This window comes from Bordetella sp. BOR01, assembly GCF_019218885.1.
Lineage (GTDB): Bacteria > Pseudomonadota > Gammaproteobacteria > Burkholderiales > Burkholderiaceae_B > Bordetella_A.
In genome coordinates this window covers 205,862-218,308 of sequence record NZ_JAHUWT010000004.1, presented here as the reverse complement: position 1 = coordinate 218,308, position 12,447 = coordinate 205,862, and the positions used below count along the sequence as shown (strand labels likewise).

10 protein-coding genes are annotated in these 12,447 nt (G+C 66.0%); 5 read left to right on the top strand and 5 right to left on the bottom strand.

All coding sequences use genetic code 11. The features are described 5' to 3' along the window. Positions 1-2 precede the first annotated feature (2 nt). The gene (locus tag KW845_RS22710) at positions 3-1,295 is read left to right on the top strand and encodes an MFS transporter (protein WP_218371638.1); all 1,293 of its coding nucleotides are present in this window, start codon (positions 3-5) and stop codon (positions 1,293-1,295) included. 44 nt (positions 1,296-1,339) lie between these two features. On the opposite strand, the gene KW845_RS22705 is transcribed toward KW845_RS22710, so the two are convergent. Then, positions 1,340-2,344: a LysR family transcriptional regulator gene (locus KW845_RS22705; protein ID WP_218371637.1), complete on the bottom strand. Its 1,005-nt coding sequence runs from the start codon at positions 2,342-2,344 to the stop codon at positions 1,340-1,342. A 135-nt stretch (positions 2,345-2,479) separates the two neighbouring features. On the opposite strand from KW845_RS22705, the gene KW845_RS22700 reads away from it, so the two are divergent. The 4 genes from KW845_RS22700 to KW845_RS22685 all read left to right on the top strand — a co-directional run bounded on the left by KW845_RS22700 (position 2,480) and on the right by KW845_RS22685 (position 8,840). Continuing rightward, on the top strand, positions 2,480-4,552 hold the full coding sequence (locus tag KW845_RS22700) for a hydantoinase/oxoprolinase family protein (protein ID WP_218371636.1): 2,073 nt from the start codon (positions 2,480-2,482) through the stop codon (positions 4,550-4,552). Between the two features lie 12 nt (positions 4,553-4,564). Continuing rightward, positions 4,565-6,232, top strand: a complete 1,668-nt coding sequence (locus KW845_RS22695) for a hydantoinase B/oxoprolinase family protein (RefSeq protein WP_218371635.1) — start codon at positions 4,565-4,567, stop codon at positions 6,230-6,232. Between the two features lie 86 nt (positions 6,233-6,318). Continuing rightward, on the top strand, positions 6,319-7,290 hold the full coding sequence (locus tag KW845_RS22690; protein ID WP_218371634.1) for a tripartite tricarboxylate transporter substrate binding protein: 972 nt from the start codon (positions 6,319-6,321) through the stop codon (positions 7,288-7,290). Positions 7,291-7,313: 23 nt separating this feature from the next. After that, a complete protein-coding gene (locus tag KW845_RS22685) occupies positions 7,314-8,840 on the top strand; it encodes an aldehyde dehydrogenase (RefSeq protein WP_370628277.1) in 1,527 nt (508 codons plus the stop codon). A gap of 21 nt (positions 8,841-8,861) precedes the next feature. On the opposite strand, the gene KW845_RS22680 is transcribed toward KW845_RS22685, so the two are convergent. The 4 genes from KW845_RS22680 to KW845_RS22665 are packed head-to-tail and all read right to left on the bottom strand — an operon-like array spanning position 8,862 to position 12,332. Continuing rightward, entirely contained in the window at positions 8,862-9,599 is a 738-nt protein-coding gene (locus KW845_RS22680; protein ID WP_218371633.1) for an ABC transporter ATP-binding protein, read from the bottom strand. Further along, positions 9,596-10,402, bottom strand: a complete 807-nt coding sequence (locus KW845_RS22675) for an ABC transporter ATP-binding protein (protein WP_218371632.1) — start codon at positions 10,400-10,402, stop codon at positions 9,596-9,598. The genes KW845_RS22680 and KW845_RS22675 overlap by 4 nt, the downstream gene beginning before the upstream one ends. Then, entirely contained in the window at positions 10,399-11,484 is a 1,086-nt protein-coding gene (locus KW845_RS22670; RefSeq protein WP_218371631.1) for an ABC transporter ATP-binding protein, read from the bottom strand. Before KW845_RS22670 ends, KW845_RS22675 begins: the two co-directional genes overlap by 4 nt. Then, positions 11,481-12,332 (bottom strand): branched-chain amino acid ABC transporter permease, encoded by an 852-nt coding sequence (locus tag KW845_RS22665; RefSeq protein WP_370628292.1) that lies wholly within the window; start codon positions 12,330-12,332, stop codon positions 11,481-11,483. Before KW845_RS22665 ends, KW845_RS22670 begins: the two co-directional genes overlap by 4 nt. Positions 12,333-12,447: the final 115 nt, after the last annotated feature.

Here is a 12,447-nt window from a genome sequence, read left to right as displayed (position 1 = left end):
ACATGAGTATATCCCAGCTTCCCCGCCCGTTCCGGCACTACGGCCAGGCGTATGCCTTCGTGGTGGTCGCCGTGATTTTCCTGGCGTTGCTGGTTTCCGCCGGATTGCGCTCCACGCCCAGTGTCCTGCTGGTTCCATTGGAAGAATCGTTCGGCTGGAGCCGGGCCACGATTTCCTTCTCGGTGGCGATCGGCATTTTCCTGTATGGCCTGGTGGGCCCCTTCGCCGCGGCCGCCATGGAACGCTTCGGCCTGCGCCGCGTGCTGATCAGCGCGCTGGCGCTGATGGCCGTGTCCACGGCCGCCAGCACGTTCATGACCGAATCGTGGCACCTGCTGCTGAGCTGGGGCGTGTTCTCGGGCATCGGCTCCGGCGCGGTGGCCGTGGTGCTGGGCGCCACGGTCGTCAATCGCTGGTTCAGCACGCGCCGCGGCTTGATGATGGGCCTGCTGACCGCCAGCACCGCCACCGGCACCCTGCTCTTCTTGCCCGGGCTGGCCGCGCTGGCCTCGTCGGGCGACTGGCGCCGCGCGGTGTGGGCGGTGGCCGCAGGTGCCGCGGCGCTGGTGCCGCTGGCCTGGTGGCTAGTGCCCGACCGACCCGCCAGTGTGGGTCTGGCGCCCTACGGTACGCCGCCCGGCACGCCGCCGGCGGCGCCGGCACCGCGCACCGGCTTGCTGGCGGCCACGTTCGGCACGCTGAACCGGGCTATCCGCACGCGCACGTTCTGGTTCCTGTTCGCCACTTTTTTCGTGTGCGGTTTCACCACCAATGGCCTGGTGGGCACGCACCTGATCGCGCTGTGCGGCGACCATGGCATTCCCGAAGTGCGTGCCGCCGGCCTGCTGGCCGTGATGGGTGTATTCGACCTGGTAGGCACCACCGCATCGGGCTGGCTGACCGACCGCTATGACCCGCGCAAGCTGCTGTTCATGTACTACGGCTTGCGCGGCCTGGCGCTGATGTACCTGCCCTATTCCGATTTCTCGTTCTACAGCCTGTCCATCTTCGCCATCTTCTTCGGCCTGGACTGGATCGCCACCGTGCCGCCCACGCTGCGCCTGACGACCGAGGCCTTCGGCGATCGCGACGCACCCATTGTGTTCGGCTGGATCGTGGCCGGCCACCAGGTGGGCGCGGCCACCGCGGCCTGGATGGCCGGCTATGTGCGGGAAACGCAAGGCAGCTACTTGATGGCGTTCGTACTGGCCGGCGCCACCGGTCTGCTGGCGGCAGTGATCGCGCTGATGATCCGGCGCAAGCCGTTGGACGCTGCCGCAACCGCAGCGGCATAAGCCATCGATAAAGCGGCGGCCGCGCATACGGCGCGGCCCCGCTTTTATTTCGCTTTCTCGGGCGGCGTGGCCGACGCCCGGTCGTGCCGCCTGCGATACCACGGCGGGCGCTCGGCTTCCAGCCTGACGGTCATTTCGGGCGTACGCTCGTGTTCCATGCGGGCGAATATCTCGATCAGGAAATCGATGAACAGACGCACCCGTGGCAGGCGCCGCTGGCTGGAACGATACATTGCGCTGATCGGAGGCGCATGCTTGGATTCCCAGTCGACCAGCACCGGCACCAGCTTGCCCGTGCGTAGCGGCTCACGGATAGAAACATCGGTAAAACGCGCCACGCCCACGCCCGCCATGGCGGCATCCAGAATGACATCGCGGTGGCTGCTGACCAGCCACCCACTGACGGCAACTGCCACGCGCTGGCCATCGCGCTCGTGATCCCAGAAATCGATGACCGTGCCCTCCTGGTCGCGAAACAACAGGCAATTATGCTGTTTCAGCTCGACCATCGTCTTGGGAACGCCATGTGCCGCCCAGTACCCCGGCGAAGCGCAGATAAGCGAGCGTGTATTGATCAAGTGCCGGTGCACCATGCCGGGTTGTTGCGGCCAGCCGTACAGCACCATGATCTCGGCCGCGCCGGCATCCTGCGACGCCGGGCGGTCGACATTGCGCACGTCGATCTGGATGTCGGGATAGCGCGCATGGAACAGCGGTAGCGCCGGCAGAATGCAGTGCTGGGAGATGATGGGCGAGGTGCCCACTACCAGCGTGCCGCGAGGGCGCACCGCCGCGCCGCGCAGCGCCTCGTCTGCGGCGGCCAGTTGCTCCAGCACCGGCTGGCACGACTCAAGGTAGCGGCTGCCGTCGGCCGTGAGCGACAGGCCATGCACCGTACGCTCGAACAGGCTGACTCCCAGGCTGTGCTCGAGCGTGCCTATCATGCGCGCCACTGCCGGCACGCTGATGTCCAGTTGCCGCGCGGCGCCGGAAAAACTGCGTTCTTGTGCCGCTGCCACGAAATATTGCAAGGCGCGTAGCTTGTCCATGCGACCCCCCTTTATTCTTTACTTTATGCCGCTGGGATTAAACAAATAGTTAAAGCCGATTTTATCCATTTGAGAATTCCGCGCCCTCTTCCTCGTGCCTAAGATGGCTTCCTATCGCACCCGAGGAGAACGGCAGTGATTACGATAGGTAGTGACATCGGCGGCACCTTTACCGATTTCGTGGAAATCGACGAAACCAGCGGACGGTTCGAGGTGTACAAAACGCTGACCACGCCCGACGACCCGTCGCGCGCCGTGGACGAAGGCGTGGCCGAACTGACCTCCCGCCAGAACCGCACCGCCCGCGCCATCGACGTGATGGTGCACGGCACCACCCTGGTGATCAATGCCGTGATCGAGCGCAAGGGCGCGGTCACCGGCCTGATCACCACGCGCGGCTTTCGCGACGTGCTCGAAATCGGGCGGGAAAAACGTTTTGACGCCTACGACCTGCAGATCGAGTTTCCCGCCCCGCTGGTGCCGCGCCACCTGCGCCTGGAAGTCGACGAACGCATGCACGCCAGCGGCAAAGTGCTGACCGCGCTGGACGAGGCCAGTGTCCGCACCGCCGTGCGCAATCTGCTTGAACAGGGTTGCGAGTCGATCGCCGTATGCCTGATCAACGCCTATATCAATCCCGCGCACGAACAACGCATCCGCGACATCATCCGCGAGATCGCCCCGGACTGCCCCGTCAGCCTTTCCAGCGAAGTGCTGCCCGAGATGAAGGAATATGAACGCGCCAGCACCACCACGCTGAACGCCTATGCCAAGCCGGTGGCCTCGCGCTACCTGACGCGCCTGCAGCAGAGGCTGGAGGGCGCCGGCTTCGGCGGAGAACTGCTGCTGATGCAGTCCAGCGGCGGAATCAATTCGGTGGGATTCGCGCGCGAGTTTCCCGTACAGATCATTGAATCGGGGCCCGCCGCGGGCACGCTGGGCGCGGCGCATTTTGCGCGCCTGGCGAACCTGGACAAAGTGCTGGCATTCGACATGGGCGGCACCACCGCCAAGCTTGCGCTGGTCGAAGACGGCCGTGCCATCCGCACCAATGATTTCGAAGTGGCCCATATGCATCGCTTCAAGCCGGGCAGCGGCATTCCCGTGCGGATATCGGTGGTGGACCTGATCGAGATCGGCGCGGGCGGCGGCAGCATCGCGCATCGCACGCCCGTGGGCACGATCCAGGTCGGGCCGCAAAGCTCATCGGCCGTGCCCGGCCCCGCCTGTTACGGCCAGGGCGGCACGGACCCGACCGTATCCGATGCCGACCTGATGCTGGGCTACCTGGACGCCGAGCACTTCCTGGGCGGCCGGATGAAGCTCGATGCCGCGGCGTCGGGCACTGCCATCGAGATGACGCTGGCCGCACCGCTGGGTATCACCGCCGATGAGGCGGCCTATGGCATCTACGCCATCGTCAACGAGAACATGGCCTCGGCGGCCAAGGCCTACATGAGCGAAAAAGGCGAGAACCCGCGCTCGTGCGCTCTGGTGGCCTTTGGCGGAGCGGGGCCGGTGCATGCCTGCGACCTGGCCGCGAGGCTGGGCGTGCGCACCGTGCTGATCCCGCCTCGCGCCGGCGTGGCGGCTGCCTTCGGCATGATCGTGGCGCCCGTCACCTATGACGCCGTGCGGTCGCGGCGCATGCTGCTCGACACCCTGACGCCCCAGGTACTGGATGACGTCTACCAGGAAATGAAAGACGAATGCGCGCGGCGCCTGCCTGCCACCATCGACCGCGACCAGGTGTCTTATGAATGCAGTGTCGACATGCGCTACCTGGGCCAGGGCTACGACATCAACACCCTTATCGATGCCGATGGCGGCGGCATGTCTGCCGTGGCTGCCATACAGACCGCTTTCGAACGCGCCTATGGCAAGTTGTACGGCCGCGTGTTTGCCGGGCAGCCGCTCGAGATCATGAGCTTCAGGCTGAGCGCGAGTGCTTCGCGGCATGTGGCCGATGTGGCGGGAACCAACCCGGCCGCCCGCGGCGACGGCAAGCGCGGCAGCCGCCGGGCATTCTGCCCCGCCTTGCATGCCTGGACCGAGTTCGCCATCCATCGCCGCGACCAGATCGAACCCGGCGTGGCGTTCAGCGGCCCGGCCATCGTCGAAGAGAATGAATCGACCACCGTCATACCCAGCGGCGCCCGCGCGCGCATCGATGAACACGGCAGCCTGATCGTCAGCTTGTCTGCCTGAAGGAGAAACACAATGCATGCATCAGCCAAGATCGACCCCGTGACCCTGGAAATGCTCTGGCGCCGCATGGTGTCCATCGTGGGAGAGCTGGGATCAACCCTGCGGCGGACGTCATTCTCGACGGTCGTGCGCGATATCGGCGATTACGGTTGCGCGGTGTTCGATGCCGACAGCCGGCTATTGGCCCAGACGCCCGACAGCACACCCGGCTTGTGCGGCCCGCTGGGTTCGATGCTGCGCTACCTGCTGGCGGCCCATCCGCCCGCCACCCTGGCCGAGGGCGATGTCATCATCGGCAACGATCCCTGGGCCGGCAGCGGGCACCACAACGATGTCAGCATCATGGTGCCTGTATTCCACGCGGAAACCCTGATCGGATACGTCATCACCTGCTGCCACCATGTCGATATCGGCGGACGCCGCGCCACGACGGAAAGCCGGGACAACTACGAAGAGGGCCTGCGGATCCCTGCCCTGAAGTTCTACCGCCAGGGTGAAGTCAATGCCGACGTCCGGGCATTCATCGAGGCCAATGTGCGCTCGCACGAAACCGTGCTGGGCGACCTGGGCGCACAGGTCGCCGCCTGCCATGTGGGCGGCGAACGCCTGCGCGAGATCTGCGCCGAAATGGCCTGGCCCGACCTGCAGGCGCTGTCCGACGAGATCGTCTCGCGCAGCGAAACCGTGACCCGCGCCGAGATACGCAAGCTTCCCAATGGCGTGTATCGCCACGAAGCCAAGGTCGACATCGTGGGCGGGCACACCGTGGTATTGCACACTGCCGTCACTATCGACGATGACGAGATCACGGTCGATTTCGCGGGTTCGTCGCCCCAAGTGGCGCCCGCCATCAATTGCACGCTGACCTATACCAGCGCCTATACCGTATTTGGCGTGCTGTGCATGCTGAACCTGCCGGTCTCGGTCAACGAAGGCACGTTGCGGCCGATCACGGTGCGCGCCGAGCCGGGCAGCATCCTGAATTGCACGTTTCCGGCGCCGGTGTTCGGCCGTACGGCAATCGGCAACTTCCTGCCCGACCTGGTCTACCTGGCGGTGGCGCCAGCCGCGCCCGAACGGGTGTGCGCCGGCGCCGGCGCCACCCCCATGTGGGGCCAGTACATGTTCGGCAAGCGCCGCGACGGCGCCAACTTTGCCCCCTTCAATGTCTCCAGCGGCGGCCTGGGCGCGCGCGCCGGCAAAGACGGCGTATCGTGCCTGGCGTTCCCGTACAACGTCGGCAATACACCGGCCGAAGTCATCGAAAGCGAGGTTCCCCTGATCGTGGAAGAGCGTTCGCTTTGGCAGGACTCGGCCGGCCCCGGGAAATTCCGCGGCGGCTTTGGGCAAAAGTATGTGCTGCGCCTGCTCGAAGGCGAACTCGGCCCGGTGGGCGATGTGCTGGCCAGTTTCCGTGGCGGGCGCTTCCAGTTTCCACCGGAAGGCGTGCTGGGCGGCGGCTGCGCGCCCAATGGCTTTCTGTCGATCCGTGGCACCGCCGAAGATGCGGGCCGGCAAGTGATCGTGCGTGCCGGCGACCGCATCGTCAGCCACATTCCGGGCGGAGGCGGCTACGGCGACCCCGCGCAGCGCAGTCGCGCCGCCATCGAGCAGGACATCAAGAACGAATTGATCACCAAGGAGCACGCCCGCAAATACTACGCCTACGAAGCCGCCTAGCGGTACGAATGGACGGCAGATATTCCTGACAGACCATACAAGGGGAAAGCGCCATGACGCTCTCGATCCGGAAGTGCCCAGTTACCATGCTTGCTGCGTTCGCCTGTGCAGCCATGCTGCACGCCGCGGCCTCGGCCGCACCCGCTGGCCCGGCGGATTATCCAACCCGGCCCATACGGCTGGTAGTGCCCTGGACGGCCGCCGGCACCACCGACCTGGTTGCGCGTTCCGTGGCCGAACGGCTGGGCGCCCGGCTCGGCCAGCCCGTGGTGGTAGAGAACCGCCCAGGCGCCACCGGCCTGATCGGCACGCAACAGGTAGCGCAGGCAGCCCCCGACGGCTATACGCTGCTGCTGATGTCGGCCACGGTTCATACCGTGTCGCCCAACCTGAAGAAGTCCTTTCCGCTCGATCCCATCGACGACTTCACCCCCATCTCGCAGGTCGTCTCCTTTCCGTATGTCATGGTGGTGCCCGCCAATAGTCCTTACCACAGCGTGGCCGACGTGGCCGAAGCGGCGCGCAAGGCGCCGGGCAAGGTGTCTTACGGATCGTTCGGTTTGAGCAGCAGTCCTTTCCTGATCAGCGAGCTGTTTGCGCTGTCCACCGATACCAAGCTGCTGCACGTGCCCTACAAGGGCGCGGCGCCGGCCATACAGGACCTGCTGGGCGGCTATATCTCGTTCTTCATCGACTCCCTGCCCTCGCCGCTGGGCCAGATCCGCGGCGGGCAGCTCAGGGCGCTGAGCGTGACCACCCCCCAGCGCGCACCTATTCTTCCCCAGGTGCCCACCATGGCCGAGACCATCCCCGGCTTCGAGGCCATCGCGTGGATAGGCATAGGCGCACCGGCGAACCTGCCCGCCCCGATCGCCGACCGCCTGAACCGCGAACTGCAGGCCATTGCGGCCGAACCCGCATACGCGCAGAAGCTGCGCGACATGGGCCTGGAAGCCGTGTCGAACAAATCGCCCGCGGAATTCCGCAGTTGGCTACAGGCGCAAAAACAGTACTGGGGCGATTTCGTCCAGAAAGCCGATATCCCGCTCAGTGAATGAACACCAGCACACAGGAGACTCGCTTGAATCCGGATACGCCTGCCACCGCATCGATCCGCGCGCGCCCGCAGCGCACGTACTCGATGCTGATCGACGGCACATGGTGCGCGGCGGCCGACGCGCGCACATTCGCCAGCATCGACCCCTATACCGGCCAACCCTGGGCCCTGGTGCCCGAGGCCGGCACGGCCGACGTGGAACGCGCCGTATCCGCGGCGCGCCAGGCGCTTGAAGCCGGCCCGTGGGCCGGGAGCCTGCCGGCCTACCGCGCCAGGCTGTTGCGGCGGTTGGCCCAGCTGATCGCCGACAATGCGCAGGAACTGGCCAACGTCCAGGTGCTCGAGAACGGCAAGCTGATGCGCGAAGTGCTGGCGCAGACCCACGGGCTGGCCGCGCACTGCCATTACTTCGCCGGCGCGGCCGAGCTCATGCATGGGCACACGGTCCCCATCAGCATCCCGGACATGTTTACCTATACCGTGCGCGAGCCGGTCGGGGTGGTTGCGGCGATCACGCCCTGGAACAGCCCGCTGTCCCTGCTTTTCTGGAAGCTTTGCCCCGCGCTGGCGGCCGGCAATACGGTGGTCGTCAAGCCATCCGAGATCACCCCGGTATCCACGCTGGTACTGGCCGAGCTGTTCGAGCAGGCGGGCTTCCCGCCCGGCGTCATCAATGTGGTCACCGGCGGCGGCACAGTAGGCGCGACGCTGGCCGCCCATCCGCAAGTGGACAAGATCGCCTTCACGGGATCCACCGCCGTCGGCAAGCAGGTCGCGCAGACTGCCGCCGCCCGCCTGGCGCGGATCTCGCTTGAACTGGGCGGCAAATCGCCCAATATCGTTTTCGACGATGCCGACATCGATCGGGCTGTCAACGGCGTGCTGGCCGGCATTTTCTCTGCAAGCGGCCAAACCTGCCTGGCCGGTTCGCGCGCCCTGGTGCAAGCGGACATCTACGATGAGTTCGCTCGCCGCCTGGTCGCCCGCGCGCAACGCGTCAAACTGGGAGACCCCTTGCTCGAGGACACGGAAATGGGCACCGTGGCCTGCCGCATGCAGTACGACAAAGTACTGCGCCTGATCGAGGCCGCCCGACAGGAAGGCGCGCAACTGCTATGCGGGGGCGGCCCGCCGGACGACCCGGCGCTGGCGGCGGGCTTGTTCGTGCTACCGACCATTTTCGGCAAGGTGCAGAGCGACATGCAGATCGCGCGCGAAGAGGTGTTTGGCCCGGTGCTGTGCCTGATCCCGTTCACGAGCGAAGACCAGGCCGTGGCCATTGCGAACGACACCCGCTTCGGACTGGCCGCGGGCGTCTGGAGCCGCGACGTGGCGCGTGTGCACCGTACCGTCCGGCGGCTGCGGGCCGGCACGGTGTGGGTCAATACTTATCGCCGCACGCACTACAGCATGCCCTTCGGGGGCATGAAGGAAAGCGGCCTGGGGCGCGAGAATGGCCTGGAAGCCATTTACGAGTACACCGAAACCAAGGCGGTCTGGATCGATAGCGGGCCCGGCATCGCCGACCCCTTCAATCCGCGCGCCGGCTGACAGCCGGCCGCCAGGCGCGGCTCAGGCCGCGTCTTCGACTTCGCCCAGGTAGGCGGCGCGCACCTTGGGATCGGTCAGCAGTTCGCGCGCCGGTCCCGACAGGGTCAATTCGCCGGATTCCATCACATAGCCGCGATGGCTGTGCTCGAGCGCCAGCTTGGCGTTCTGTTCGATCAGCAGGATGGTGACGCCCTCGGCGGCAATGGCCCGCACCACCTCGAACACTTTTTCCACCATCAAGGGGGCCAAGCCCATCGACGGCTCGTCCAGCAGCAGCAGCTTGGGCCGCGCGATCATCGCCCGGCCCATGGCCACCATCTGCTGCTCGCCGCCCGACAGCGTGCCGGCAGCCTGCTTGCGCCGTTCGGCCAGGCGCGGAAACAGCGTGAACACGCGCTCTGTGTCCTGGCGCACCTGCGCCGCATCGCGCCGCACGTAGGCGCCCATGGCCAGGTTCTCTTCGATGGTCAGTTGCCCGAAGATGCCACGGCCCTCGGGCACCATGACCAGGCCGCGACGCACCAGTTCGAATGACTTGCGGCCGTTGATGGATTGACCGTCGTAGACAATATCGCCGCCGGCCAGCGGCACCAGGCCGCAGATGGCGCGCAGCGTGGTGCTCTTGCCCGCGCCATTGGCCCCGATCAGGCAGACCAGTTCGCCGGCATCGACCCGCAGGTCGATGCCGCGCACCGCGCGGATACCGCCGTAGGCCACTTCCAGCCCCCGCAGTTCCAGTAAGGCTTGGGACTCGCTCATGATGGCGCTTGCTCCGATGATTGCGCGGGCGCATCGTGGGCCGCGCCCGCGCCCAGGTAGGCCTCGATCACTTTGGGATCGCGCTGAACCTGGGCCGGCTTGCCCATGGCCAGCACCTTGCCGTATTCCAGCACCAGCACCCGGTCGCACAGCCCCATGACCAGCTTCATGTCGTGCTCGATCAGCAGCACCGTGACGCCGTCGTCGCGGATCTTCTCGATGAGCTGGCGCAGCACCACGGTTTCCGAGGCATTCATGCCGGCCGCGGGCTCGTCCAGTGCCAGCAGCTTGGGATCGGTGGCCAGCGCCCGGGCGATTTCCAGGCGCCGCTGGTCGCCATATGACAAAGAGCGGGCCACGTCGTTGGCGCGCACGCCTATGCCCACGTAGTCCAGCAGTTCGTGCGCGCGGCGTTCGATGGCGGCCTCTTCGGCGCGCGTGGCGGGCGTGCGCAGCACCGCGCCCAGCACGCCCGCGCGAGTCCGTGCATGGCGCCCGATCATGACGTTCTCGATGGCGCTCAGGTTGGCGAACAGGCGAATATTCTGGAACGTGCGGGCCAGCCCGGCCTGAGCGACCTCATGCGGCTTCAGCCCGGTGAGCGGCGTGCCGTCGAAAGTGCAGCGCCCTTCTTCCGGAATGTACAGCCCGGTCAATACGTTGAACAGCGTGGTCTTGCCGGCGCCGTTGGGGCCGATCAGCCCGTAGATCTCGCCGGCACGGATGTCGAAACTGACCTCGGACAAGGCCCGCAGGCCGCCGAAACGCTTGCCCAGGCCTTCCGCTTGCAGAATGAAGTTCATGCCTGGCCTCCCGCGGTGCCCGCCAGTTCGCGTTTGCGCACCGCCGACGGCCACAGGCCGGCCGGACGGAACAACATGACGCAGACCATTGCCAGGCCGAACAGCAGCATGCGTATCCCTTCGGGATCGAGCACCACTTCGCCGAACACCAGCCGCTGCACGGGTTCGACCACCGCGCGCAGGAACTCGGGCAAGGCGGACAGCAAAATGGCGCCCAGGATCACGCCGGGGATGTTTCCCATGCCGCCCAGCACCACCATGCACAGCACCGAGATGGATTCGGTCAGGCTGAAGCTCTCGGGGCTGACGAAACCCTGCATGGAAGCAAACAGCGCGCCCGCCACGCCGCCGAACGAGGCGCCCATCGCGAAAGCCAGCAGCTTCACGTTGCGGGTGTTGATACCCATGGCCTTGGCGGCGATCTCGTCTTCGCGGATGGCTTCCCAGGCCCGGCCAATGCGCGAATTCTGCAGGCGCATGCACACCAGCACGATCAGCAGCGTGATGCCCAGCAGCAGGTAATAGTACTTTTCGGGTCCGGTCACGCGGATGCCCAGCAAGGTCTCGGTGCGGCCGAACATGAATTCGCCCACCTTGAAGCCGTCGATGCGGTTGATACCCTGCGGCCCGTTGGTGATGTTGACCGGCGCGTTCAGGTTATTGAGGAAGATGCGGATGATTTCGCCGAAACCCAGCGTGACGATGGCCAGGTAGTCGCCGCGCAGCTTCAGCGTGGGCGCGCCCAGCAGCACGCCGAACACGCACGCCACGCCCAGGCTGATGGGCAGGATGGCCCAGAAAGGCAGGTGCAGCCCGAAGTGCGGCGAGGCCAGCAATGCCCAGGCATAGGCTCCCACCGCATAGAAGGCGATATAGCCCAGGTCGAGCAGCCCGGCAAAGCCCACCACGATGTTCAGGCCCAGCGCCAGCATCACGTACAGCAGCGCGAAGTTCAGGATGCGCACCCAGCTTTGCCCGGCCATGCCCAGCACGAACGGCAGCACCGCCAGGGCCACGCCCACCAGCACGATGCCCAGCAAGTTGCGGCGCGACAGGCCCCGGCTCTTGAGAATGGCGTTCATGCGCGGTCTCCCACGCGTTCGCCCAGCAGGCCGGACGGACGGAAGATCAGCACCAGCACCAGCACCACGAAAGCGAACACGTCCTGGTAATGGCTGCCCAGGAAGCCGCCGGTCAGGTCGCCGATATAGCCGGCGCCCAGTGATTCGATAATGCCCAGCAGCAGGCCGCCTGCCATCGCCCCGACCATGTTGCCGATGCCGCCCAGCACAGCGGCGGTGAAGGCCTTCAGGCCCAGCATGAAGCCCATGGTGTATTGCGCCACGCCGTAGTAGGTGGTGACCATCATGCCGGCCACGGCCGCCAGGGCCGAACCGATCAGGAAGGCGGCCGAAATCACGGTGTTGATATTGACCCCCATCAGGCCGGCCACCTCGCGATTCTGGGCGGTAGCCCGCATGGCGGTGCCCAGCCGGGTCTTGTGCACGACAGCCAGCAAGGCACCCATGATCAGCGCGGCGATCAGCACGATGGCCATCTGCAGCGAGCTCATGCGCGCGCCGGCCAACTCAAATACCTGCGGCTGCAGCACCTGGGGGAAATTCAGGTAATTCCGGCCCCATACCATCATGGCAAGGTTCTGCAGGATGATGGACACGCCAATGGCGGTGATCAGCGCCGCCAGCCGCGGCGCCCGCCGCAGCGGCCGGTAGGCCACGCGTTCGGCCGTCCAGCCCACCGCCATGCACAGCGGCACCGATATCAGCAGCCCGGCGCCCAGCACGGCAAAAGCCGATACGGTGGGGTCGCCGCCCACCATGGCCGAGGCAATCATGGTGGCCGCCATCGCGCCTATCATGACGACATCGCCATGCGCGAAATTGATCAATCCGATGATGCCGTACACCATCGTGTAGCCCAGCGCGACCAGCGCATACACGCTGCCCAGCGTCAGGCCATTGATGAGTTGTTGTATGAAGATGTCCATAGAGGCCGAGCCCGCCTGGTGCTTGCAGAGAAAGAAG